25 protein-coding genes and 1 pseudogene are annotated in these 24,874 nt (G+C 57.5%); 11 read left to right on the top strand and 15 right to left on the bottom strand.

Going from position 1 to position 24,874, the window contains the following annotated elements:
* Window positions 1-99: 99 nt before the first annotated feature.
* Complete coding sequence (locus CU102_RS19280) at window positions 100-1,323, bottom strand: argininosuccinate synthase (protein ID WP_106712716.1); 1,224 nt, start codon at window positions 1,321-1,323, stop codon at window positions 100-102.
* 317 nt (window positions 1,324-1,640) lie between these two features.
* On the opposite strand from CU102_RS19280, the gene CU102_RS19275 reads away from it, so the two are divergent.
* Window positions 1,641-2,282 (top strand): LysE family translocator, encoded by a 642-nt coding sequence (locus CU102_RS19275; protein WP_106712715.1) that lies wholly within the window; start codon window positions 1,641-1,643, stop codon window positions 2,280-2,282.
* Window positions 2,283-2,290: 8 nt separating this feature from the next.
* On the opposite strand, the gene CU102_RS19270 is transcribed toward CU102_RS19275, so the two are convergent.
* The 4 genes from CU102_RS19270 to CU102_RS19255 all read right to left on the bottom strand — a co-directional run bounded on the left by CU102_RS19270 (window position 2,291) and on the right by CU102_RS19255 (window position 5,263).
* Window positions 2,291-2,713 (bottom strand): hypothetical protein, encoded by a 423-nt coding sequence (locus CU102_RS19270; RefSeq protein WP_106712714.1) that lies wholly within the window; start codon window positions 2,711-2,713, stop codon window positions 2,291-2,293.
* Entirely contained in the window at window positions 2,710-3,948 is a 1,239-nt protein-coding gene (gene rlmN / locus CU102_RS19265) for a dual-specificity RNA methyltransferase RlmN (protein WP_106712713.1), read from the bottom strand. Before rlmN ends, CU102_RS19270 begins: the two co-directional genes overlap by 4 nt.
* A gap of 126 nt (window positions 3,949-4,074) precedes the next feature.
* Entirely contained in the window at window positions 4,075-4,578 is a 504-nt protein-coding gene (locus CU102_RS19260) for an invasion associated locus B family protein (protein ID WP_106712712.1), read from the bottom strand.
* A 286-nt stretch (window positions 4,579-4,864) separates the two neighbouring features.
* Complete coding sequence (locus tag CU102_RS19255; protein WP_106712711.1) at window positions 4,865-5,263, bottom strand: YkvA family protein; 399 nt, start codon at window positions 5,261-5,263, stop codon at window positions 4,865-4,867.
* A gap of 213 nt (window positions 5,264-5,476) precedes the next feature.
* On the opposite strand from CU102_RS19255, the gene CU102_RS19250 reads away from it, so the two are divergent.
* Window positions 5,477-5,947, top strand: a complete 471-nt coding sequence (locus CU102_RS19250; RefSeq protein WP_106712710.1) for a low molecular weight protein-tyrosine-phosphatase — start codon at window positions 5,477-5,479, stop codon at window positions 5,945-5,947.
* Here CU102_RS19250 and thpR read toward each other — a convergent pair.
* Both thpR and CU102_RS19240 read right to left on the bottom strand, forming a co-directional pair.
* A complete protein-coding gene (thpR, locus tag CU102_RS19245) occupies window positions 5,899-6,495 on the bottom strand; it encodes an RNA 2',3'-cyclic phosphodiesterase (RefSeq protein WP_106712709.1) in 597 nt (198 codons plus the stop codon). The two genes, CU102_RS19250 and thpR, sit on opposite strands and share 49 nt — an antisense overlap.
* 153 nt (window positions 6,496-6,648) lie before the next feature.
* Window positions 6,649-7,314 (bottom strand): arylesterase, encoded by a 666-nt coding sequence (locus CU102_RS19240; RefSeq protein WP_106712708.1) that lies wholly within the window; start codon window positions 7,312-7,314, stop codon window positions 6,649-6,651.
* Window positions 7,315-7,384: 70 nt separating this feature from the next.
* On the opposite strand from CU102_RS19240, the gene CU102_RS19235 reads away from it, so the two are divergent.
* From CU102_RS19235 to CU102_RS19220, 4 genes are all read left to right on the top strand, one after another.
* On the top strand, window positions 7,385-8,089 hold the full coding sequence (locus CU102_RS19235; RefSeq protein ID WP_106712707.1) for an ABC transporter ATP-binding protein: 705 nt from the start codon (window positions 7,385-7,387) through the stop codon (window positions 8,087-8,089).
* 14 nt (window positions 8,090-8,103) lie between these two features.
* On the top strand, window positions 8,104-10,653 hold the full coding sequence (locus CU102_RS19230; RefSeq protein WP_106712747.1) for an ABC transporter permease: 2,550 nt from the start codon (window positions 8,104-8,106) through the stop codon (window positions 10,651-10,653).
* 190 nt (window positions 10,654-10,843) lie between these two features.
* Window positions 10,844-11,620, top strand: coding sequence for a Bax inhibitor-1/YccA family protein (locus CU102_RS19225; protein ID WP_106712706.1), 777 nt, complete (start codon window positions 10,844-10,846; stop codon window positions 11,618-11,620).
* Between the two features lie 167 nt (window positions 11,621-11,787).
* The gene (locus CU102_RS19220) at window positions 11,788-12,336 is read left to right on the top strand and encodes a GNAT family N-acetyltransferase (RefSeq protein WP_106712746.1); all 549 of its coding nucleotides are present in this window, start codon (window positions 11,788-11,790) and stop codon (window positions 12,334-12,336) included.
* Between the two features lie 15 nt (window positions 12,337-12,351).
* Here the strand turns inward: CU102_RS19220 and CU102_RS19215 are convergent.
* The 3 genes and pseudogenes from CU102_RS19215 to acnA form a co-directional block, all read right to left on the bottom strand.
* Window positions 12,352-12,639 (bottom strand): annotated as a pseudogene (locus CU102_RS19215) (DUF2794 domain-containing protein); the annotation flags it as partial.
* Between the two features lie 471 nt (window positions 12,640-13,110).
* Window positions 13,111-13,884, bottom strand: coding sequence for a DUF1223 domain-containing protein (locus tag CU102_RS19210; protein ID WP_245425417.1), 774 nt, complete (start codon window positions 13,882-13,884; stop codon window positions 13,111-13,113).
* Between the two features lie 188 nt (window positions 13,885-14,072).
* Window positions 14,073-16,760, bottom strand: a complete 2,688-nt coding sequence (gene acnA, locus CU102_RS19205) for an aconitate hydratase AcnA (protein WP_106712703.1) — start codon at window positions 16,758-16,760, stop codon at window positions 14,073-14,075.
* A 289-nt stretch (window positions 16,761-17,049) separates the two neighbouring features.
* Between acnA and ccmA the strand changes: the two genes are divergently transcribed.
* The 5 genes from ccmA to CU102_RS19175 are packed head-to-tail and all read left to right on the top strand — an operon-like array spanning window position 17,050 to window position 19,916.
* Window positions 17,050-17,655: a heme ABC exporter ATP-binding protein CcmA gene (ccmA, locus tag CU102_RS19195; protein ID WP_106712701.1), complete on the top strand. Its 606-nt coding sequence runs from the start codon at window positions 17,050-17,052 to the stop codon at window positions 17,653-17,655.
* A complete protein-coding gene (gene ccmB, locus CU102_RS19190; RefSeq protein ID WP_106712700.1) occupies window positions 17,655-18,320 on the top strand; it encodes a heme exporter protein CcmB in 666 nt (221 codons plus the stop codon). The genes ccmA and ccmB overlap by 1 nt, the downstream gene beginning before the upstream one ends.
* Before the next feature lie 47 nt (window positions 18,321-18,367).
* Window positions 18,368-19,150: a heme ABC transporter permease gene (locus CU102_RS19185; RefSeq protein ID WP_106712699.1), complete on the top strand. Its 783-nt coding sequence runs from the start codon at window positions 18,368-18,370 to the stop codon at window positions 19,148-19,150.
* Window positions 19,147-19,320, top strand: coding sequence for a heme exporter protein CcmD (gene ccmD / locus CU102_RS19180; protein ID WP_106712698.1), 174 nt, complete (start codon window positions 19,147-19,149; stop codon window positions 19,318-19,320). Before CU102_RS19185 ends, ccmD begins: the two co-directional genes overlap by 4 nt.
* Window positions 19,317-19,916 carry a DsbE family thiol:disulfide interchange protein gene (locus tag CU102_RS19175; protein WP_106712697.1) on the top strand — a complete coding sequence of 200 codons (600 nt, stop codon included), beginning with the start codon at window positions 19,317-19,319 and terminating at the stop codon, window positions 19,914-19,916. Before ccmD ends, CU102_RS19175 begins: the two co-directional genes overlap by 4 nt.
* 7 nt (window positions 19,917-19,923) lie before the next feature.
* Here CU102_RS19175 and CU102_RS19170 read toward each other — a convergent pair whose 3' ends face one another.
* From CU102_RS19170 to dapF, 5 genes are all read right to left on the bottom strand, one after another.
* Complete coding sequence (locus CU102_RS19170; protein WP_106712696.1) at window positions 19,924-20,349, bottom strand: hypothetical protein; 426 nt, start codon at window positions 20,347-20,349, stop codon at window positions 19,924-19,926.
* Window positions 20,350-20,454: 105 nt separating this feature from the next.
* Complete coding sequence (locus tag CU102_RS19165; RefSeq protein ID WP_106712695.1) at window positions 20,455-21,123, bottom strand: septation protein A; 669 nt, start codon at window positions 21,121-21,123, stop codon at window positions 20,455-20,457.
* Complete coding sequence (gene ftsY / locus CU102_RS19160) at window positions 21,123-22,655, bottom strand: signal recognition particle-docking protein FtsY (protein ID WP_106712745.1); 1,533 nt, start codon at window positions 22,653-22,655, stop codon at window positions 21,123-21,125. Before ftsY ends, CU102_RS19165 begins: the two co-directional genes overlap by 1 nt.
* Before the next feature lie 25 nt (window positions 22,656-22,680).
* Entirely contained in the window at window positions 22,681-23,967 is a 1,287-nt protein-coding gene (mtaB, locus tag CU102_RS19155; protein WP_106712744.1) for a tRNA (N(6)-L-threonylcarbamoyladenosine(37)-C(2))-methylthiotransferase MtaB, read from the bottom strand.
* Window positions 23,967-24,857, bottom strand: a complete 891-nt coding sequence (gene dapF / locus CU102_RS19150) for a diaminopimelate epimerase (RefSeq protein WP_106712694.1) — start codon at window positions 24,855-24,857, stop codon at window positions 23,967-23,969. The genes mtaB and dapF overlap by 1 nt, the downstream gene beginning before the upstream one ends.
* Between the last annotated feature and the right edge of the window lie 17 nt (window positions 24,858-24,874).

Genomic DNA, 24,874 nt, shown 5'->3' with positions numbered 1-24,874 from the left:
GTGCTGCCACAAGCCACGCCGTCAAGAAAGTGTCGGGGCCTCAATCGAAAACAAAAAAAGCGGGGCAGGGCCCCGCTTGGTTTTGTAGCCGGTGGGTTGTCAGCTGGAGCGCTTGCGCGCAGCCAGTGTCCGCAGACGCAACGCATTGAGGCGGATGAACCCTGCTGCATCCTTCTGGTCATAGGCGCCGCGGTCGTCCTCGAAAGTGACGAGAGCATCGGAATAAAGTGACTTCTTCGACTTGCGGCCGGAAACCATGACATTGCCCTTGTAAAGTTTCAGGCGGACGCTGCCTTCAACGTCTTCCTGGCTCTTGTCGATCATTGCCTGCAGCATTTCGCGCTCTGGCGAGAACCAGAAGCCGTTATAGATGAGTTCGGCATAGCGTGGCATGAACTCGTCCTTCAGGTGAGCGGCTCCACGGTCCAGAGTGATGGATTCCATCGCGCGATGGGCAGCCAGCAGAATGGTTCCACCAGGGGTCTCGTAGACGCCGCGCGATTTCATGCCGACGAACCGGTTTTCGACCAGATCAAGACGGCCAATGCCATTATCGCGACCAAGATCATTGAGCGTCTTCAGGAGGGTCGCTGGTGACAGTGGCTTGCCATTGATGGCAACTGCATCGCCCTTTTCGAAAGATACCTCAATCTCAGTCACAATGTCCGGGGCGTCCATCGGCGAAATCGTGCGCTGGTGCACATATTCCGGCGCCTCCTGCCAAGGATCTTCGAGGACCTTGCCCTCGGATGATGAGTGCAGAAGGTTGGCGTCGACAGAGAACGGTGCCTCGCCGAGTTTATCTTTGGCGATCGGAATCTGATGTTCGCGAGCAAACTCCAAGAGATCCGTACGGGATTTGAACGTCCAGTCGCGCCACGGCGCGATCACCTTGATATCGGGATTGAGGGCGTAGGCGGAAAGTTCGAAGCGCACCTGGTCGTTGCCCTTGCCGGTGGCACCATGGGCGATCGCGTCGGCGCCGGTCCGGGCGGCAATCTCCACCAGATGTTTGGAGATCAATGGCCGGGCGATGGAGGTACCCAGCAGATAGACACCCTCGTAGACGGCGTTGGCGCGGAACATCGGGAAGACGAAATCCCGGACGAATTCTTCGCGCACGTCCTCGATGTAGATTTCCTTGATGCCGAGCATTTCGGCCTTCTTGCGCGCCGGCTCGAGTTCTTCGCCCTGGCCAAGATCGGCCGTGAAGGTCACGACTTCAGCCCCGATCTCCGTCTGCAGCCATTTCAGGATGATGGATGTATCGAGGCCGCCCGAATAGGCCAGCACGACTTTCTTGACGTCTTTCCACTTGTTCATAGTGTATCCCTGGATCCGGTACCGATTATCATTCTGCCGGTCTTTTAACAGTTGACGCAATGTTGGCAAGGTCAGTGTTGGCAGGAGCAGTCGAAGCAAGGTTCTGGTGTTTTGTGGGCGGCAATCGGAGGGGCGGCCTGAACCATGCGCCGCCTTTGCTGATGCGGCCATATTGCAAGGGCGATCACGTGCGTTGGGAAAGTCTCAGGCAGCCCATTGCGAAGAAAAACTCTTCGCAATGGGCACGCATTCTGTTGAATCGGGTAGCGAAAGCTCGTCGTTCGCGTTAGCTTCCGCCAGTTGAGACGGAGCCCATCATGACGTTTATTCCGGAATGGCCAATTATCCTGCAGTTTACAATTGCAACTTTTGTCCTGTCCATCACGCCGGGTCCCGACATGACGCTCTTTGTCGGCCGGGCGCTGTCGGAAGGCAAGGCGGCCGGGTTCGCCTGTCTGGTGGGTGCCAGCAGCGGTATTGTCATTCATACGACGATGGTTGCCATTGGCCTTTCGGCATTGATCGTCGCGTCGCCGAGCGCGTTCTTCGCCCTCAAAATTGTAGGCGCGGGCTATCTGGTCTGGCTAGCCTATCAGGCAATCCGCAATGGTTCGGCGTTCTCGCCGGAGAAAAAGGTTGGCCAGTCGCACACGTTGTTCCAGAATTGGCTGACCGGGCTTGGGATCAATCTGCTGAACCCGAAGATCATCCTGTTCTTCATGACGTTTCTGCCGCAGTTCGTATCGGCCACAGATCCGCACGCTCCGGGAAAGTTGTTCTTTTTGGGTGTCCTGTTCATTCCTTTGGCCCTGCCGGTCGTGGCGCCAATGATCATCGCCGCGGACAGATTTTCAAGACTGCTCAAGAAGAATCCGACCGTGACGCGGATCACCGATCGGCTGTTCGCGGGAGTGTTCTCTGCGTTCGCCGCAAAAATTCTGATGGCACAGGCGAAGTAGCGCCTGCGTCAGCTTCTTGACAGGGCCATTAGGCCAGCGCTGCGTCCGGAAACCAGCCAGTAGGAAAAGCCGCCGACGACGCCTGTAGCGAGGATCGCCGCGAAGGTACCGATATCTTCGGTCTGCGGCTGCCACTTCCAAACGATGACGACAACAGCGATGGCTGCGCCGCCAAGAGCATAGAAAAGCCAGTCGCGCCAACCAGTCAATTCGGCATAAAGGATAAGGGCTGCTGCCGGGAAGAATACGCTATAGCCGATGACGACCGCAAAAACCGGCACTGTTGAATAGAGGAACGGCCCCTCTGCGCCTATGAGTTGGGAACTGCCGAGAAGCAGCATGTTGAGAAAAAGCGATGCTGCCACGATGGCAAACACAAAGCCGAGAACGATGAGCGCGAAACGCAGAATGTAGAGCAGGAACTGGCTCAATCTTCACCATGCCCGGCGATCATCGCCGCCTCGAATGCAAGACGTTCGGTCTTTTTCATGCGTTCCGATTCCGACTTCAATTGGCCGCAGGCGGCCAGGATGTCCCGGCCGCGGGGTGTGCGTATCGGCGAGGCATAGCCGGCATTGTTCACGTAATCAGCAAATTTCTCGATCTGTTCCCAGTCGGAACACTGGTAGTTGACGCCCGGCCACGGATTGAATGGGATCAGGTTGATCTTGGCAGGAATGCCTTTGAGCAGGCGAACGAGTTCCTTCGCATCGTCGAGAGAATCATTGACGCCCTTGAGCATGACGTACTCAAACGTGATGCGCTTGGAATTGGAAAGGCTGGGGTAAGCCCGGCATGCGTCAAGCAATTCCTTCAGCGGATATTTCTTGTTGATCGGCACGAGCATGTCGCGCAGGTCGTCGTTCACGGCGTGCAGCGAGATAGCCAGCATCACGCCGATTTCCTCACCTGTGCGGTAAATCTCCGGCACCACACCAGATGTCGAGAGCGTGATGCGACGCTTCGACAAAGAGAGCCCGTCGCCGTCGGAGGCGATAAGGAGGGCCTTCTTCACATTTTCGAAATTGTAGAGGGGCTCGCCCATACCCATCATGACGATGTTGGAAACCTTGCGGCCCTCGGCCGGGACGATGGCGCCGTCTGGCGTGTTGCGATCCGGGAAATCGCCGAGCCGATCCCGGGCGATCAGCAATTGCGACAGGATCTCTTCCGCTGTCAGATTGCGCACCAGCTTTTGAGTTCCGGTATGGCAGAAGGAGCAAGTAAGGGTGCAGCCGACCTGGCTGGAAATGCACAGCGTACCGCGACCTTCTTCGGGGATGTAAACGGTTTCGATCTCGACCGGGCGTCCGGCACCGCGTGGCGGAAAGCGGAAAAGCCACTTGCGCGTGCCGTCGTTGGAGATTTGTTCTTCGACGATCTCCGGACGGGCAATGGTGAAATGCCGGGCAAGAAGCTCGCGCATGTCGCGCGAGATATTCAGCATGTCGGCAAAATCGGACACTCCGCGCACATATAGCCAGTGCCAAAGCTGTGCCACCCGCATCTTGACCTGCCGTTCCGGAACGCCGATGGCCAAGAGGGCTTCGCTCATTTCCGCACGCGACAGACCGATCAACGAAGGCATTTCTGCCAGCGAGGTGCGAAGGGCGTCGCGGGATTTGTCCCGGGCAACAGGATGTGTCAGGTCAAGCAATACGGACATGGGGTTTTCTAACGTTCTTATCGGAAGCGGGGCTCATATCACGTTCCAGGGCCCGCGTCACCTCCGGACACGAAAAGGCCGGACACTGCTGTCCGGCCTTGATTTGAAAAGCAGCGCTGGTGCCGACTATTTGCAGGTCGCTATCGCCTTCAAGGCGGCTGACACGCCCTTCAGCGAATAGGCATAGCTGGTCTTGGTACCGCGCTTTGAAACTGCGCTAATTGACATTTTCTGCCCGGAACGCAGAGCGGCGACGAGCTGCGGTTCCTCGGCGGCGTTCTCCATCCATCCGTGGCTGCCATTGGTGAACATCGAAAAGTTGCGATTGTCGATTGTCACGGTGACTTTCGAATTCTGTTGCAGATCATAGCCAGCCTTGAACTGCGGCTCAAAGTTCACATTCTGTCCGGGCTTCTGGCTCACCATGAAGAAGTTATCACCGTGATCAACGCTTGCTGGCTGCTTATCGATCGGGACGGACAAGACGTAGCAAACCTTGCCGTTGCCCTGCTGGTAGCTATAAGCACCCCACGCGTTAAACTGGCTAATCTGGCTTGGGGTCTGGGCAAGAGCTGTTCCTGTCAGCCCAAGCATGAGCACAGAGGTCGCTACGATTGATTTTCCAAACATTTTACCTACCAGTTTCTGTCGTACGCTTCACAACTCGTGAACCGGCAATGGTCCGGAAATATCCGGATGCCGCATTGTCCAGTTCGCTCCTCTTAATTTGACTTAATCTGGGTTACCAAACGGTGAAGACCGGGTCAAAAAAGCTGATCGAGAGCCGAGAAGGTCACATCCTAATCGAAGTCCCATTCGGAAACTCCAGCCAAACAAAAGCGGCGAGACTTTGACGCTTCCCACGATCACATCGTTGTGATCCGGTGTTTCTGGTTACGCCGGCAGGTTGAGCCGTTTACAGGCCGCCCTGCGGCGAGCTATCCCGATCCAAGTCTTCGAGTGCCTTCTTCGCTGCAGCGCGGTGGGCTGGCGTAATGTTGGTGCGAATTGCGGTCAAAGCCGCCATCAGAACGGCCATGTCATCGGTGAATCCGAGGCCAAGGAGAAAGTCGGGAATGAAGTCGAGCGGCAGAACAAAATAGGCCAGCGACGCCAAAAGAACTCCTCGCACTCTTGTCGGCGTTGCAGGATCGAGTGCACAGAAATAGCCAGCAATCACCTCGTCCAGGAATGGAATGGCCTTTGCTGCTTTGCTTGCTGTCTTCCAGAACCGCGCGCGGACACGCTCTTCGCGAGAACGCTGGTTGTCCTCGCTCCCCGGCTCAAGAATTTCGCCAATTTTAATGTCGTCCATCCCTCTTCCTTCAGGTTGCGTTTGAAGACATGGGTAGGCTCGCGGCCAGCTGCAAGAGTTTCGATCAAATTGCCGTGAATTTATCAGTTCCAGAGAGGATCCAGAACTCTGTGCTGGTGGAACGTAGCCAAGGCGCGGGTCTTACAGGTTGCGCATGATGGCTTTTCTTCATATCTGGCCGTAGATCAACTTCCGGTCACGGTGCCCTTATCTATGGAAATACCTCCCTTCCGCTCGGTTCTCTTCGTCTGTCTTGGCAATATTTGCCGGTCGCCCTTGGCAGAAGGCGTCTTCAGGACGGCGCTCGTAGCGTCGGGAAAAGCCGAGGGTGCAACTATCGATTCTGCCGGTACCAACGGATACCATACGGGCGAGACGCCGGATCAACGGTCCATTGCTGTCGCGAGCAGATATGGGATCGATATTTCACATCAACGTTGCCGGCAACTGACCGTAGAGGATTATGTTCGTTTCGATCTGATCGTCGGCATGGACCACGCCAATGTAGCCGCAATCGAGGCGCGCCGGCCCGTCAATGCTCGTTCAAGGATCGGGCTCTTCTATGAAATCGCGCTAGGCGAGAGCCGTCAAATTCCCGATCCGTATTATGGCACCAATGCCGATTTCGAGCGTGTCTACCGGATGATCCGGGCAGCTTCGGATGGTCTTTCGAAGCTGTTCTGACGCGTGGAGCGCGGTGCTTCAAGGGGCCACGCCTCCTCGACGATATAGGGCCCGCCACCAATCGAATCGCGCGACGACATCAACACGAACCGTCCAATCGTGAACGGTGCCGTGGCGAAGTTACCGCGCGAGGAGAGGTAATGCGCGACCTCTTCATTGCGCACATTGCGCAGTCGGGCGAGCGTCACATGTGGAGTGAATTTGCGCGGGTCGGCCGGCAGCATCAGGCGCTGGCATATACGTTCGATCTCGGCCTGCAGCGCCTGAATATCCGGCGATGGCGACACCCCGGCAAAGACGCTGTGCGGCTTTTTCGAACCGAACGCATTGACGCCGGAAAGCTTGAGAGTGAATTCCGGCCGCCGTATACGATCAAGCGCATTGGCTACTTCGTCGGCAACATGGCCTTCAACGTCGCCGATAAAACGCAATGTGATGTGATAGTTTTCGACGTCGATCCATCGGGCGCCTGGCAAACCACCGCGCAAGAGCGATAGTGAGAGAGCGGCGTCCCTCGGGATTTCGAGGGCAGTAAAGAGACGCGGCATAAGGCATCCTCCCCGAATCGAGTTGTAACTCTAGAGAATCATTGAATGAGTCCGGGAGCAAGGCGGAAAATCACATTCTTTTCCCGCGCGACAAATTGGCCACGCATGTCTTTGCTCTCCCCGAAGACGATTTCTTGGGAGCGACAGCGATTGCTACTGCGATATGGCAGAGCTGGTTTCCGCTATGGTCTTCTCGATGACGGGCATGAAGCCTTCGACCATCCTTGCGACACCCTTGGCATTGGGATGCATACCATCCTCCAGCTGCAATGATTTTTCAGTGGCCACACCCTCCATGAAAAATGGGTAGAGCGGCACATCATATTTATCGGCCAGACGCGGGAAGATTGCGTTGAACCTCGCTTCGTAGTCGTCGCCCATGTTGGGTGGTGCAAGCATGCCGGCGACAATGACCTGCACATTTCTCTGCTTCAGTTTCTCGATGATCTCTGCGAGATTCTTTTCACTTAGCTCCGGTGATATGCCGCGCAAAGCGTCGTTGGCACCAAACTCGAGAATGACGAGATCTGTCCCCTCCGGCACGGACCAATCGAGGCGGGAGAGACCGTCTGTTGTGGTCTCTCCGGCTACGCCGGCATTGGCAATCGTAACATTGATACCCTTTGCTCTCATGGCCTGCTCCAGCTGTGCGGTGAACGAGTCCTGCATCGGCAGCTCAAAGCCCGACATCAGGCTGTCCCCGAAACCAACAACTGTCAGCGGGTGGTCGGACACGCTTTTTTGATTGGCCAATGCCAAGGACGGCAAGGCAACAAGACCAAGTGAAACCAGGAATTGTATCAATGGTTTGAATCTCATTTTTGGGTACCCATATCTGACCAGCTGCAACCAGAGTCGGTGCCGACCATATCGCAAAGGAAGTCGTTTCGTGACTGAATCCGTCATCGCGCTTGATCACATTGAGTTGACACTAGGTACGGGTGCTTCCTCCGTCCATGTGCTGAAAGGTATCTCGCTGAACATCAATTCCGGCCAGTCCGTCGGCATTGTCGGGCCGTCCGGTTCCGGGAAATCCACCTTGCTTATGGTTCTTGCCGGTCTGGAACGTGTGGATTCCGGTTCTGTTCGGATCGCTGGCGAGAAGCTGGAGATCATGAATGAGGACGAGGCTGCAGCGTTTCGCGGCAAGAATATCGGCATCGTCTTTCAGTCCTTTCACCTCATTCCCAACATGACGGCGCTCGAAAATGTCGCTGTTCCCCTGGAGCTGGCTGGCAATCCTGATGCTTTTGCCGTTGCAGAGCGTGTCCTTGCGGCGGTCGGGCTTGCCGATCGCGTTACGCATTATCCGGGAGAGCTCTCCGGTGGCGAACAGCAGCGGGTTGCGATCGCCCGTGCCCTCGCACCTTCGCCAAAGATTCTCATTGCCGACGAGCCCACGGGGAACCTCGACACCGCGACCGGCAAGCAAATTGCCGACCTTCTGTTCGAAAAGCAGAAGGAACTCGGCCTCACTTTGGTTCTTGTCACCCATGACGCCACCCTCGCAGCGCGGTGTGACCGTGAAATCCGGGTCCGGTCCGGTTTGATCGAGGCGGACGAAGGCGCACCGGAACTGGCGAAAAGCGCATGAGTGACGTCTCGTCAATCCGCTCATCGCCATCGCTCAAACTGGCCCTGCGTTTTGCCTTGCGCGAAATGCGCAGCGGCTTGTCCGGGTTCTATATATTCCTCGCCTGCATCGCGCTCGGTGTGGCGGCCATTGGCGGTGTCAACTCGGTCGCCAATTCCGTGACCGCAGGCATCTCCACGCAGGGGCAAAGCATTCTCGGTGGTGATATCCGCTTTCAACTGAACCAGCGCGAAGTCACTCCCGAAGAGCGCGCATTTCTTGATGCCAAGGGCCGCGTCGCGGTCAGCGCCAATATGCGGTCCATGGCGCGACTAGTTGATGGATCCGACCAGTCGCTGGTCGAAGTAAAGGCGGTGGATAAAGCCTATCCGCTCTATGGCAAGCTGGAGACGGCGCCGGCACTCGACCACGAGGCGTTGTTCATTGAAAAGGATGGAGCGTTTGGCGCAGCCGTTGCCCAAATCTTTCTCGACCGGCTCAACCTCAAAATTGGTGACCACGTTCTGCTGGGATCGGCGACTTTCGAATTGCGTTCTATAATCACCAATGAACCCGATCTACTATCCGATGGTTTCGGTTTTGCGCCACGTTTCATGGTTTCGCTCGAAGGTCTCGCGGCTGCCGGCCTGGTCCAACCGGGCAGCCTCGTCGATCACAGCTACAAACTCGCGCTCCCTGCCGGTACGAGCGAAGCCGCGATCACGGCTATCCGCAATGAGGCGCGGCTCGAATTCCCAGAGGCCGGTTGGACCATACGTAGCCGGACCAATGCGGCCCCATCGCTCAGCGCCAATATTGAGCGGTTCTCGCAGTTCCTGACATTGGTCGGCCTGACAGCGCTGATTGTCGGCGGTGTTGGCGTCGCCAATGCGGTCAGGGCCTATCTCGACGGCAAACGCGGTGTCATCGCGACGTTCAAATCGCTCGGAGCGCCCGGCTGGTTTGTTATTGCGGTGTATCTGATCCAGATCACAATCATTGCACTTATCGGCATCGCTATCGGTCTGGTGATTGCGGCTATCATTCCCTATGCGGCCGGCTACGCCCTCAGGGATGTTCTGCCCATCGCAGCCAAGGGCGGATTTTATCCGGGTGCATTGGCGTGGGCGGCGTTGTTCGGACTCCTGACGACGCTTGCCTTTGCGATCCTGCCTCTCGGGCGTGCGCGCGATGTTCCGGCAACAGCCCTATTCCGGGAGCAGGGCTTTGAACAGCGGGGCTGGCCAAAGCTGTTCTATGTGGCCGTTGCTGCCGTCCTGATTGCCGTCCTTTGCCTGCTCGCCGTTCTCTTCGCCTATGACCGGAGGATAGCCGCGATATTCATCGGCGCAGTCGCGTTTTCATTCGTGGTTCTGCGAGCGGTATCGGGCCTGGTCCAATGGGCGGCACGCCGAGCGCCGCGAGTTCGTTCCACGGCACTGCGTCTTGCCATCGGCAATATCCACCGTCCGGGCGCCCTCACACCCTCTGTGGTCCTGTCTCTGGGTCTTGGACTGACCTTACTTGTCACGCTTGCGCTCATCGATGGCAGCTTGCGCCGGCAGCTGGCCGGCAACCTGCCGGAAAGGGCTCCAAACTTCTTCTTCGTCGACATCCAGAGCAAGCAGGTGGATCAGTTTACTAGTCTCGTGCAGAAGGCGGCGCCCAACGGCAAGATCGTAAGCGCGCCCATGCTGCGCGGCCGCATCGTTGCGTTCAACGGAACAGGCGTCGACAAGCTGACGATACCTCCGGAAGGGGCGTGGGTACTACGTGGCGATCGCGGGATAACCTATGCCCGGAACGTGCCGGAAAACTCCGAACTGACGCGTGGTACGTGGTGGCCCGCAGACTATTCGGGCGAGCCTCTTGTGTCGTTCTCTGCGGAAGAGGCCAACAATCTTGGCCTCAAGATTGGCGATACGGTGACAGTCAACGTGCTTGGCCGCAATGTCACGGCACGCATCGCCAATTTCCGCCAGCTGCAATGGGAATCGCTGGCCATTAATTTCGTTATGGTTTTCTCGCCGAATACCTTTGCCGGTGCCCCGCACGCCTGGCTGGCGACCCTGACCGACATCTCGTCGACACCACAGCAGGAGGCAACGGTCATGCGTGACGTGACCCGCGCGTTTCCGGCTGTCACCACTGTTCGCGTCAAAGACGCGATCACGATTGCCAACGAGCTCGTCGGCCAGCTGGCCGTTGCAATTCGTGCGGCGGCATCGGTGGCATTGATCGCCTCGATCCTCGTGCTCGGTGGTGCGCTGGCGGCAGGTAACCGGGCGCGCGTTCACGACGCGGTGGTTCTGAAGACTCTCGGCGCGACGAGACGAACGCTCATCAGGGCTTTCACCCTCGAATACATGCTGCTCGGTCTCGCCACGGCGGTTTTCGCACTCTTTGCTGGCGGTCTGGCAGCCTGGTACGTGATCGTCAGGGTCATGACACTGCCCGCATCCTTCCAGCCGGATGTCGCCGTCATGACCGTGATCATTGCGCTGGTCTTGACTGTCGGATTTGGCCTTGCGGGCACGTGGCGTATCCTTGGCCAAAAGGCGGCGCCAGTCCTGCGAAACCTCTGAAATCGTTAAAAGAGTGTAATTTTCGTTCGATTCATCGCCTTTTGGCCAATTACACGCATTCTTGAGTAAATCAGGTCTTGTTATGGATCGCACGAATCCCCATAATTTGTCCCAAGGCATGCTGGGGTCCCGCCAGCGGCGCCTGGGGATAAACCCGACACCCGACGGGACGAAGCAAATGAGGTTAATCATGGCTGACTATCGCAACATCCAGGCCCGTACTTCGGCCGGAGTGCGTGTGGACGCGGGGATCGATCAGGGTCTGCGCAGTTACATGCTGAAGGTCTACAATCTGATGGGGATCGGTCTTGCAGTGACCGGTCTTGCTGCTCTTGCAACTGTTTATTTCGCAACCACCAACGATGCGTCTCTTGCCGCGGCTCAATTGCCTAACGGTAAAATGCTGACAAATCTCGGCGTTGCGCTTTATGGCTCGCCCCTGCGCTGGGTTGTGATGCTTGCGCCGCTTGCCGCAGTGTTCTTCCTGAGTTTCCGCATCGAAAAGATGAGCGTGGCCGCGGCCCAGACTACCTTCTGGGCCTATGCCGCCCTTGTTGGTATTTCGCTGTCCTCGATCTTCCTCGTTTATACTTCTGGAAGCATCGTTCAGACGTTCTTTATCACAGCTGCGTCGTTTGGCGCGCTGTCACTGTACGGCTACACCACAAAGCGTGATCTGTCCGGTATGGGCTCGTTCCTGTTCATGGGCTTGATCGGCATCATCCTGGCTTCGCTGGTCAATATCTTCCTTGCGTCGAGCGCATTGCAGTTCGCAATCTCGGCCATCGGAGTGCTGGTCTTTGCCGGCTTGACCGCCTATGACACGCAGAACATCAAGGAAATGTATTACGAAGGCGATGCTGCGGATACCTATGGCCGCAAGGCAATCATGGGCGCGCTGCGTCTCTACCTCGACTTCATCAACATGTTCATGTTCCTGCTGCAGTTCCTGGGCAATCGCGAGTAATCGCTCGAACATGAATTGGGATCAGGGCAGCGGAAACGCTGCCCTTTTCTTTTGTGCGAGAGTTGTCCCAATTGGCGTCGCATGAAAATTTTCCGGCGTCGGCCCTTCAAATTATCGGCAAAGAGGCGCATGAAACAATCACGATTGATCCTTTGCCTGCGAAGCCCATGTCTCCATTAGAAACCCGCTCGGCTCGTCCTGCCGATCTTACCGTCATCACCGAAATCTATCGCGACGCTGTCCTTCATGGAACTGCGACTTATGAGATCGATCCGCCTGACTATGAGGAAATGGTGCGGCGATTTCATGCGATTACCGCTGAGGGTTTCCCCTATATCGTGTCGGAGATCGACGGCAAGGTAGCGGGCTATGCCTATGCAAGCTACTTCAGGACCAGGCCTGCCTATTGGTGGACCGTGGAGGACTCGATCTATATTGCGCCGGAGGCCAAAGGCAGGGGCCTTGGCAAGGCACTGTTGAAACAGCTGATCGTTGACTGTACCGCGCTGGGCTTTCGACAATTCATCGCCGTTATTGGAGACGGCCATGATAATTCGGCGTCGGTCAAACTACACGCCAGTTCTGGCTTCAAGTACTCGGGAACCATCAAGAGTTCAGGGTTCAAGCATGGCCGCTGGCTGGATACGGTGCTCATGCAGCTCGACATGAATGGCGGCTCCGAGACGTTACCCGGCAGGCCGCCACTGAGAGCATAGCCACATCGGCAGAGCCTATCCCCGCACGACGCTCAAACCCTTGTCGAATACCCGGAGCACTCGGTCGAGCTCATGGCCCCGTTTGAGGATGAGCCCGCTTGCTGCGATCACGCTATATGCGCCCTGCTTGCGGGCAAGCCTGGGGTTTTTCTCGACACGGAACATTGGCACTTCGCTGGTCCGACGAAAAATGGAGAAGACCGCGCGATCCATCAAATGATCAATGGCATAATCACGCCATTCACCTGCGGAAACCATGAAGCCGTATATATGGAGAATTTGATCAAGCTCGCGCCGGTTAAAGGTAACGGGCGGATCACCGGTGCGTACTAGAGAGATAAGTTTCGCCTGCTGTTGCGATTCATCGCCACTCGCATTGCTGTCCATCAATCAACCGCCTTAACTGTCGTGTGACACCTGGATGACATAAAGGTGACCTGTTCCGCTTGTTTTTACAAGGCCGGAATGATCGTGAAATGGGCAATAATTGGCTTTAGAATCGGTTTTTGATCGTTCTCACGAAGCAATACGGATTGATTCCAATGGTGATGATACGACATATTCTCGCCATAATCTGTTCGCATTGCCGCCCCATTCGAAACCCACCATCGGCACATGTTGTCTGAGACGGTTCGCCTCGAACAGCCCGATACCCCAAGCCCCCCGCCCAACGGGTTGGTTGGGTCCGAACCATTTAGTCTCCCTATTTGGCAACATGCCCCAATACCTCAGGCCGGATTTATCCGGCCTGTTTTTGTTTGGGGACCATTATAATCAGGATTTGGCGGCCATGATCGAAGCGCCGATAATTGGACCCGGCTTGCCTTCGCCGAGCATTTCCTGCAACAATACGGCACACCCGGTCGCCTTTTTGCTGGCGATCTCACTCAGCGGAATTTCAATTTGCTGGGCATTGCCATCCCACATCCCGACGGTTTCCATCGCCCGCACACTGTTGGAATAATTCACCTTGCGGCCAACATTCTCACCATCAGGTATGGCGACGATGGTTTCCCGATTAAAGTAGGCAAGCAGGACCCGGACCGGATTCTTTGTGGCCTGACCGGCGCCGATATCGATCAGCAAACGGTCGGGCGCAGTCTTGTCGATGGAAACGGGAACGGTCAGGCCAGTCCCCGTGTCGCGCATTTCCGAGATGCGCCTGCGAATTTTCTGTCCGTCCTGCCCGTTCACATGCTCACGGCCGTTGATAATCACTTGAGGTGTATAGATGCCATTCAGGCCAAGAGCAGTCCTGTAAGCGTTTTGGCGATCGGTATTTTCCGGCAGTGCAAGATTGTCCGTCCAGCCGCGATAGTCCCAATAATCGACGTGAAAGGCGAGGGCGACAACTTTCCCCTCCGTCGCGAGCTGTTTAAGAATGGCATCCGCAGGTGGGCAGGAGCCACATCCCTGGGACGTGTAGAGCTCGACGACGCCGTCTGGCTTTTTGCCGACATTCTCCGCACAGACCGGCAGCACATATGCGGCGGCCGCCAGAAGCGGAGCGCCAATCAGAATACGTCTGGACAGAGCGGGCAAAGGCACAGGTTCTATTCACTTCCCAATTTGAATGGGCTTGTTGTCGGATAAAATGATTGCGAGATGATTGATAGGAGCCGTGCGTCTCAAGAGGAAGTCACTTTGAGGTGAATTCGATCACGTTTCGCGGGCTCACCCAACAAAAAGACCGCCGGGCAGCCGGCGGTCTTTCTTCAGGGTCGGTCGGCTGCAGTTTACGCAGCCAGATCGCGCAGAACGTACTGCAAAATGCCGCCGTTCTTGAGGTATTCCAGCTCGTCGATGGTATCAATCCGGCAGATCAACGGGACCTGCTTGCTGCTGCCATCGGCATAGGTCACTGTGGCAAACGTCTTCTGACGCGGCTGGATCGAGGCCAGTCCCTCGATCGAGACGACTTCGTCACCCTTCAGTCCCAGGGATTGCCAGCTTGTGCCCTCTTCGAGAACGAATGGCACGATGCCCATGCCAACCAGGTTCGAACGGTGGATGCGTTCGAAGGATTGCGCAATGACGGCGCGTACGCCGAGCAGATTGGTGCCTTTAGCCGCCCAGTCACGTGACGAGCCATTGCCATATTCCACGCCGGCAAAGATCACGAGAGGAACACTCTCCGCACGATACAGCATCGCCGCATCATAGATCGGCATCTCTTCCTTGGAAGGATAGTGGATCGTGTAGCCGCCCTCGCGACCGTTTTCACCCAGCATGTGGTTGCGGATGCGGATATTGGCAAACGTGCCGCGCATCATCACCTCATGGTTGCCGCGGCGCGTGCCGTACTGGTTGAAATCCAGCGGAGCAACGCCGTGGTCGGTGAGATACTTGCCAGCCGGAGAAGCTGCCTTGATTGAACCGGCGGGCGAAATGTGATCGGTTGTGATCTTGTCGCCAAACAGGCCGAGAATGCGCGCTCCCTTGATGTCGTTTACCTTGCCGGGCGTCTTGCCCATGCCGACGAAGTAAGGAGGGTTCTGCACATAGGTCGACTGGTCATCCCAAGCGTAGGTCTGACCTGCCGGTACCTTGACAGCCTGCCAGTTCTCGTCGCCCTTGAACACGTCTGCATATTTTGCTGCAAACAGCTTGCGGGTGACGTTCTTGGTGATGAATTCCTGGATCTCGTGCGAAGACGGCCAGATATCCTTGAGGAACACCGGATTGCCGTTTTGATCCTCGCCGAGCGGCTCGGTCGTCAGATCCTTGGTCACGGTGCCAGCCAATGCGTAGGCAACGACGAGAGGCGGCGAGGCCAGGTAGTTTGCCTGCACGTCGGGTGACACGCGTCCCTCGAAGTTGCGGTTGCCGGAAAGCACGGCCGCAGCGATCAGACCCTTGTCGTTGATGGTCTTGGAGACCGGTGCCGGGAGCGGACCGGAATTGCCGATGCATGTCGTGCAGCCGAAACCAACGAGATTAAAGCCGAGCTTGTCGAGCTCCTTCTGCAGTCCGGCGTTTTCGAGATAGGCAGCAACCACCTGCGAGCCCGGTGCCAGCGATGTCTTGACCCATGGCTTGGACTTCAGGCCCTTGGCAGCGGCATTGCGGGCGAGAAGACCGGCCGCAATCAAAACGCTCGGATTGGACGTGTTGGTGCAGGAGGTGATTGCAGCGATGGCGACATCGCCGTGGCCGAGATCGTAGTCCTCGCCTTCGACAGCATATCGGGTGTCGAGCTGCGTGGTCTTCTTGTACTCGTTCTGCAGCGATTCATGGAAGCCGGATGCAATGCCCTCAAGCGCGATACGACCTTCCGGACGCTTTGGTCCGGCCATGGACGGCACAACGGTTCCAAGATCCAGCTCCAGCGTGTCCGTGAATACCGGATCGGCAGAGTCCGGCTCGCGCCACATGCCCTGTGCTTTCGAATAGGCTTCGACGAGGGCCAGGCGGTCTTCATCGCGGCCCGACATATGCATGTAGTTGATTGTCTCGCGGTCGATCGGGAAGAAGCCGCATGTTGCGCCGTATTCCGGGCCCATATTGCCGATGGTGGCACGGTCGGCCAGGGTCATGCTTTCCAAGCCAGGTCCGAAGAATTCGACAAACTTGCCGACCACACCCTTCTTGCGCAGCATCTGCACCACGGTGAGGACAAGATCGGTTGCTGTCACGCCTTCCTTGACCTTACCGGTCAGGCGAAACCCGATGACTTCGGGCAGGAGCATGGATACTGGCTGGCCGAGCATGGAAGCCTCGGCCTCGATACCGCCAACGCCCCAGCCGAGCACGCCGAGGCCGTTGACCATGGTTGTGTGCGAGTCGGTGCCAACGCACGTATCCGGATAGGCGACGGTTACACCGTCTTCTTCCTTGGTCCATACAGCCTGTGCCAGATATTCGAGGTTCACCTGGTGGCATATGCCTGTGCCGGGCGGAACGACGCGGAAGTTCTTGAATGCCTGCTGGCCCCATTTCAGGAAGCGATAACGTTCGCCGTTGCGCTCATACTCAAGATCGACATTGCGCTTGAAGGCCTGGGGATTGCCGAATTCGTCGACGATCACCGAATGGTCGATAACAAGATCAACCGGGACGAGCGGATTGATCTTCTCGGGATCGCCACCCAGATTGACCATGGCGTCGCGCATGGCTGCAAGATCCACGACTGCTGGAACACCGGTAAAGTCCTGCATCAGAACGCGCGCCGGACGATAGGCGATTTCTGCGCCGGCACTGCCGCGGTCGACAAGCCATTTGGCGACATTCTCGATATCCTTCTTGAAGACCGAGCGGTTGTCTTCAAAACGAAGCAGATTTTCGAGCAGGACTTTCATGGAGAACGGAAGTTTGGAGATGCCTTCCAAGCCGTTTTTTTCGGCTTCGGTCAAACTGTAATAGACATATTCCTTATCCCCCACGGAGAGGGTTTTACGGCATTTGAAACTGTCAATCTGAGACATTTTTCGTTCGTCCTTATGCTGAGGCCTAACCCGGGACGAACGCCTTTGCCGCGTTTCAAGGACGCGCTAAGGTGCGGGTGCAGTCATTTCCGCTGTCCGTCCCGCAACAGGTCCAAAAACGGAACCCGTATCGAGATCGGCCAAAAATGGTTTCCACACCGACCGCTGGCATGGTTGCCAGCTATATAGAGTTTTTCGTCGATCTGTGCCAGACCGATGTTCGTCAAAAATGCGTGCTGCGTCGAAATGATCACGCGGCATTTGGGGTTGGAAAAAAAGCAGGACATTCATGCGGCTGGTTGCGGAAAACTTGGGCGGAGAACGAGGCGGCGAGCGATTGTTTTCCGGCCTTGATTTTGCGGTTTCCGCCGGCAACGCGCTGCTTGTCACGGGACCAAACGGTGCAGGAAAATCCACCCTGCTCCGAATCATTGCCGGGCTTCTCGTGCAGGCCGAGGGCGCCGTTCATCTGGAATCACCGCCGCAGCCATATGAGAGCCTTGTCGCCGCCACGCACTACCTTGGCCATCTGAATGCGATGAAGCCGGTTCTCAGCATCGATGAAAATCTGCGTTTCTGGCAGTCGTTCAACGGCGCCGGACGATGTTCCATTGTGGAGGCGCTCGAACGCGTTGGCCTCGCGGATATCGGCCATTTGCCGTTCGGGTATCTTTCGACCGGTCAAAAGCGCCGCGCCAGTATTGCCCGACTGCTGATCAGTGATCGTCCAGTATGGCTGCTGGATGAACCGACTGCCGGCTTGGACAAGGCATCGGAGATGCAGTTCACCGGGTCGATGCAACAGCACCTTGCTGGTGGCGGGATCATTGTCGCCGCGACGCATCTGCCGCTAGGGCTTGCAGCGAAAGAACTTTCCTTGGGGGCGGCCGCGTAATGGGAGCCTTATTCATTCGCGATATCCGGTTGGGGCTGCGCGCGGGAGGTGGTGTGCTGATCGGCATCCTGTTCTTCCTCGCGGTGATCGCAGTCATTCCCTTCGGTGTTGGTCCCGATTTGAAACTGCTCGCCCGCATTGGTCCGGCCATGCTGTGGATCGGCGCACTGCTTGCGACACTGCTCGGCCTCGACCGGCTGTTTCAGGCAGACAGGGATGATGGATCGCTGGATCTTTTGATCATGGCGCAAGAGCGGCACATGCTGGCACTCACCATTCTGGTAAAGTGCCTGTCGCATTGGACTGTAAGCGTCCTGCCGCTGGTGATCGCCTCGCCGCTTCTTGGTCTGTTCATGAATATGGAGCCGCCGGCGATCGGAGCGACGACACTGACGCTGCTCGTCGGAACACCAGCGATCACGTTGATTGGAGCTGTGGGGGCGGCCGTCGCCGTTTCACTGCCGCGCGGCGGCCTTCTTGTCTCGGTGATCATCCTGCCGCTGACCATACCGGTGCTGATTTTTGGTGTATCTGCGTCCTATGGCGCAGTTGAAGACCCGGCACCGTTTCTGGCACCCTTCCTTATTCTCGCTGCGATTACCCTGTTTTTTGCGGTACTGGGACCGTTGGCAGCTGCCGCAGCGCTGAAATCCTCGACGGACTGACAGAGGAGTGAATTGCGAAAAGGGCACCAGAAAGCTAAGAGAACATCATGAGTGATGCTGTTTCCAAGACTGGACGATGGATCGACCTGGCCAATCCAACCAGGTTTTTGAGCCTCGCCGGAGCCATTTTGCCATGGCTTGGCGGGTTGACCGCGCTTGTACTTGCCATTGGTTTCTGGTTGTCCATGCAGGCGCCAGACGATTACCAACAGGGCGCGACCGTCAAGATCATGTTCATACATGTGCCTTTCGCCTGGCTCTCGATGATGTGCTACACCATCATGACGATTGCGGCGCTCGGCACGTTGGTCTGGCGGCATCCCCTGGCCGATGTATCCGCCAAGGCCGCTGCGCCAATCGGCGCGGTATTCACCGCGCTTGCGCTGATCACCGGCTCGCTTTGGGGCAAGCCGATGTGGGGCACCTGGTGGGTCTGGGACGCGCGGCTCACCTCGGTTTTCGTACTCTTTCTGATGTATCTCGGCATTATCGCGCTCACCCGCGCCATGGATGACCCGGCGAAATCGGCCAAAGCGACAGCTATCCTCACGCTGGTTGGGTTCATCAACATTCCCATCATCAAGTTTTCGGTCGATTGGTGGAACACGTTGCACCAGCCCGCATCGGTGTTGCGCATGGGCGGTTCGACCATCGACCCGTCATTGCTTTGGCCACTGCTGGTGATGGCTGTTGGCTTCACCCTGCTGTTCTTCACGATGCACATCATGGCGATGCGCAATGAAATCTGGCGCCGCCGGGTCATTGCAATGCGCCGAGTCGCTGCCCGCAGCGCGGAACGGAGGCCAATGACACAAGAGGGGGGGCAATGATGGGTCATACCGCTTTCATCCTCGCGTCCTACGGCGCAAGCTTTGTTGTTCTTGCCGGCTTGATCGGATGGATATTTATGGATCAGCGTATTCAGCGTCAGGCCCTGCAGGAGCTTGAATCACGCGGCGTCCGCCGCCGGTCGGAGACAAAGGCGGATAGCGCATCGTGACCGGACAGGATCAAGTCGAAAAGACCCCGGCAAAACGCAGTTCGCTGTTCGTGTTTCTGCCGCTCATTCTCTTCGCTGCACTTGCGGGCATATTCGCGTTCCAGCTGGCCTCCGGCCGCGATGAATCCGTTATCCCATCCGCCCTGATCGGCAAGCCAGCGCCAAACCTGTCGTTACCTCCGGTCGAGGGTCTCCTGAAAGACGGGCAGCCGGTACCCGGCCTTGATCCCGCGGGTTTCAAGGGGCAGGTCACTCTCGTCAACGTCTTTGGTTCCTGGTGCTTGCCCTGCCGGGTTGAGCATCCGCTGCTGATGCAACTTGCGCAGGACACTCGAATTCGTCTGGCTGGCTTGAACTACAAGGATAAAACCGAAAACGCGCGGAGTTTTCTCGACGAACTTGGCAACCCCTATGCGATGATTGGTGCAGACAACAATGGGCGCGCAGCAATCGAATGGGGTGTCTATGGCGTGCCGGAAACCTTCCTGGTCGGTCGCGATGGCAACGTCGTCTACAAGCACGTCGGGCCGTTCACCGCAGAGTCTATCCGTGACGATCTGATGCCTGCGGTCGAAGCCGCGCTCAAGGCGAAGTAAAAACGGTTCAGTTTTGCAGCATGGCATAGTGCCGTACCCAGCCCGCAGCTCGGGTTGCTGCGGTCGCCGTGCTGTCGTAGGCATGGGTGAGGGGGACGGTGATCATCCGGTAGCCAAAGCTGGTCTTTGTCGCAACCGTAACCGGCGCATCGATCGGCGTGCCAACGGCCAAGGTCTCGATCGGCCGGTCGGCCGCAGGCGCTGGCACCGTGAAAGACCGGCTGGCGACTGCTGCCCCCGGTGTAGATCTCTCCGTGCACGTGGCAGTGATCAGCGGATAGTCGGCCTTGGTGTTCCGACGAATCTCACTTTCAAGATCGGCGCGGCAGCGCTCGACGCTGGTCCAGCCGGCATCCGCGGTCTTGATATATTCGCAGATTTTCGCATCGCAGTCGCAACCCATCAGGGTCATTACGATGAGAGCCGTTTTCATGGGGTCGCGCTTTCTCAGAATTCGTTGCCGGCACCGCAATTCTTGAGCGCGGATCGCGGCGGGATTTCGTCGCGATCAGGTGTAAATTATGGCCGTTTGGCGGATTTACTTATCCTTGCTTGCCGCTTTTTCGGGCGTTGCCTGTTCGATCGAATACTTCATGACCAATGGCATCTGCGCAAAGGTGAAGAGCAGTGTAATCGGCATGGTGCCCCAGACTTTGAATGCGACCCAGAAGTCCGTCGAGAAACTGCGCCAGACCACTTCGTTCAACACGGCAAGGAAAAGAAAAAATACGCCCCAGCGCAGGGTCAGCTTACGCCAGCCCTCAGCGTTGAGCTTGAAGGCGCTATCGAACACATAACCGAGCAAGGATTTTCCGAAATAGAGCCCACCGAGCAGAATGACACCGAACAGCGTGTTGACGATGGTCGGCTTCATCTTGATGAAGGTCTCGTTGTGCAGCCAAAGCGTGAGCGCGCCGAACACCAGAACGACGATGCCGGAGACCAACGGCATGATCGGCAGGCTGCGGGTGAGGATCCAGGAAACAGCAAGGGCAATTGCCGTGGCGGCCATGAAAAGGGCAGTGGCGATGAAAATGGGCTCGCCAATATTGGACAAACCGGGAAAGCGCTCGATCAGCCATTCACCACGCGCATTGGCAAAGAAGAAGACCATGAGGGGTCCAAGTTCCAGCGCAAGTTTCAACAGGGGCTGGATCTCCTTGCGCGCCGGATCGGACGGATCGCGTTCGAATACGGATTCTTCCATCATGCAACTCCCGCAATGGCTTTGGCAAAATCTCTAGCGGCGAAGGGCTCGAGGTCATCGACCTGTTCGCCCACGCCAATGAAATAGACGGGCAGTTTGTGCTTCGCCGAGATGGCAACAAGAATGCCACCTCGTGCCGTGCCGTCAAGTTTGGTCATGACCAGACCATTGACACCGGCGATGTTCTTGAAGATCTCGACCTGGTTGAGCGCATTCTGGCCCGTTGTCGCGTCTAGCGTCTGCAGCACCGTGTGGGGTGCCTCGGGATCGTTCTTACCAAGAACGCGAACGATCTTCGCCAGTTCGTCCATCAATTCCGCCCTGTTCTGCAGTCGGCCGGCCGTATCGATAATCAGTACGTCGCTTCCGGCTTCCTTCGCCTGCTTCCAGGCATCGAAGGCAAGCCCCGCAGCATCCGCACCAAGCTTGCTCGAGACGACGGGCGCCCCGGTACGCTTGCCCCATATGTGCAACTGCTCGATGGCTGCGGCGCGGAACGTGTCGCCAGCGGCCAGCATGACATTGAGGCCGCCTGCGGTCAGTTTCGCGGCCAGCTTGCCAATCGTCGTCGTTTTCCCCGTGCCGTTGACACCAACGACGAGGATGACATGCGGCTTGTGCGAAAGATCAAGCTCCAGCGGCTTGGCCACCGGCCCCAGCACCTTTTCGATCTCCGACGCCATGATGGTGCGGACTTCTTCCGTGCTGATGTCCTTGCCGTAACGCGTGGCGCTCAAGCTGTCGGTGATGCGGATTGCAGTTTCCATGCCGAGATCGGCCTGGATGAGGACGTCTTCCAGATCCTGCAGCGTGTCCTCATCGAGCTTGCGCTTGGTAAAGATGCCTCCGATGGAATCGCCCAGTTGCTGCGACGAGCGCGACAGTCCCTTGCGCAGGCGTTCGAACCAGGCGAGGCGCTTTTCTGGCGCAACAGGAATTGGTTCGTCGGCTTGCTTTTCCTCGACCGTCCTGCTGACGGTCACTTTGGATGGCGATTGTTTCGCCGGAGTGGGGAGAGGTTCGGCAACCTCTGCGGTCGGAGCCTCCGGCGCTGGAACTGCGACCGGTTCGATCTCGACTTCGTCCATCGGCAATTCGACGGCCTCGGCGGAGATTTCTGGCGTCTCGTCGACGACCGTTTCTTCTTCAGGAGCCGTTGTTTCGGCCGGCTGTACTGGTGGCACGAATGCGGGTGGGGATTCAACCTCTGCGACACCGGCCTCTTCGGCCGTAGTTACATCGATTTCGACCTGATAAATGATGGCCGGTTCGATCTCCGGCAGGAGATCGGGTTCCGGCGCAGGTTCATCAATGGCTTCGCGCTCAGCAAAAGCCCCACGATCTTCAACCCGTTCGTCTGCAACCGCTTCAACATCGTCTGCGACAGGCAGCGCTTCCTCAGCTGCCGTGTCTTCATAGGTCTGCTCGACCGTTGGAAGTGCCTCCTTCGGATGAAGGACTTCCTCGGCCGGAACCTCTTCGACCTCTTTCTTGCCGAAGGAAAAAATCTTCTTGATGAAACCCAGAGCCATGAATGCTGCTTTGCTTGCTAAATGTTTATGCTGCGCGCCGATTGCCGCTATCTCTGGCCAGCAGCTTGTCGCCGTCATGCCCGTCTATGGTGCGCGTGGTGATATGGCCCGGTGTCCCGCCGTCAACACCGACAAGGGTGAACCCTTCCGTACGGCCGATGCCTTCGCGTTCAATGAGAATTTTTTGCCCCGTACCGACCAGACTTTCCAGGTGGCTGCGATAGGCCGCATCACCGGCAGCGCGGAGCCGCGAGGCACGCGCCTTCACGACCTGCCTGTTGACCTGCGGCATGCGCGCAGCGGGTGTGCCTTCACGCGGGCTGAACGGAAAAACGTGCAGATGCGTCAAGCCGCATTCCTCGACGATCCGGATGGAATTTTCGAACATCTCATCGGTCTCGGTCGGAAAGCCGGCAATGATATCAGCGCCGAAGACGATGTCAGGACGTATGCGGCGGACATTCTCGCAGAACTCGATCGAGTCTTCGCGCAGGTGCCGGCGCTTCATGCGCTTCAGGATCATGTTGTCGCCCGATTGCAGCGACAGATGCAGATGAGGCATCAACCGGTTCTCGTTTGCGAGCGCTTCCATCAGATCCTCGTCGGCCTCGATTGAGTCGATCGACGAAAGGCGCAGCCGCTGCAAGTCCGGTACTTCCCTGAGTACGGTCTTCACCAGCTTGCCCAGCCGCAAGTTTCCCGGAAGATCCGGTCCATAGCTGGTCATGTCGACGCCGGTCAGCACCACTTCATTGTAGCCGTTACCGACCAGCCGTTTCACCTGTTCGACCACGCCGCCCATCGGGACAGAGCGGGAATTGCCGCGGCCGTAGGGAATGATGCAGAAGGTGCAGCGATGATCGCAGCCGTTCTGCACTTGGACAAAGGCCCGGGCGCGGCCCTCGATCGCGTCGACCATATGCGATGCGGTTTCGCGCACCTCCATGATGTCGTTGACGCGGACTTTTTCGAACTGGTTGACACCGAAATCCGGCAGCATGCGGTAGGAGTTGGATTTCAGCTTTTCCTCATTGCCGAGGACAAGGTCGACTTCGTCCATTGCAGCGAAATCGTCGGCTCCGGTCTGTGCGGCGCACCCGGTAACGATGATGCGTGCATCGGGGTTGTCGCGGCGTGCTTTGCGAATTGCCTGCCGCGCTTGGCGCACCGCTTCGCTGGTGACGGCACAGGTGTTGAAGATGATGGCACCGTTTTCCAGCGTGCCGAGGCCGGCCGCATCGGCTTCGCGCTTCATCACTTCGGATTCATAAGTGTTGAGGCGGCACCCGAAGGTAACGATGTCGACTGCCATCAGGCGGCTCCCTGCGATGGCGTTTCGTCGCGCTGCCATGCACCGGTTTGTGGATCGAGGGATCCGGAGAACTCCCATTCGGCCGGGCCGGTCATGATCACATGATCGTTTTCAAGCCACTCGATCAGCAAAGGTCCGCCCGGAACGGTAACCGTGACGGTCCGGTCAGTGCGCCCCGTGCGCACGGCCGAAACGGCAGCGGCGCAGGCAGCCGAGCCACAGGCGCGGGTCAGCCCGGCGCCGCGTTCCCAGGTGCGCAAGGTAATGGCATGACGGCTGGTCACATGAGCAATGGAAATGTTGGCGCGCTCGGGAAAGATCGGATGGTTTTCGAGGAGAGGCCCGAACCGTTCCATATCGTAGGTCCAGACGTCCTGGTCGACCCAGAATATTGCATGCGGATTACCCATGCTGGCAACCGAAGGCGAATGCAGGACCGGCGCATCGATCGGGCCAATTTGCAACTCGATCTTGCGCGTGTCATGAAACGGTTCTGCCAGCGGAATGTCCTGCCAGTCGAAGCGCGGCATCCCCATGTCGACCGAGATCTGCCCGTCCGGATGTTCCTGGGCGGTCAGAATGCCGGCGATGGTCTCGAATGTGAATTCGTGCTTGCCCGTTTCGGAACTCAGTGCCTGGACGACGCATCGCATGCCGTTGCCGCAGGCCTGGGCCTGCGTACCGTCAGAATTGATGATCTCGATATAGGCTTCCGTGCCGTCGGTTCTGGCGGAGTGAATGGCCATGATCTGGTCAAATTTCGTCGCCGTATCGCGATCGAGCGCGATGGCCGCCTCCGGCGTAATCCGGTCCGCACGTCCGCGCATATCGGCAACGATAATTTCGTTTCCGAGCCCGTTCATCTTTGCAAATTGCGCGTGCGCCACCATGCTCGTCGTAAGCCCTT

This window comes from Phyllobacterium brassicacearum (assembly GCF_003010955.1).
GTDB classification, from domain to species: Bacteria; Pseudomonadota; Alphaproteobacteria; order Rhizobiales; family Rhizobiaceae; genus Phyllobacterium; species Phyllobacterium brassicacearum.
The sequence above is the reverse complement of the archived record's forward strand: the minus strand, read 5'-3'. Positions and strand labels throughout refer to the sequence as shown.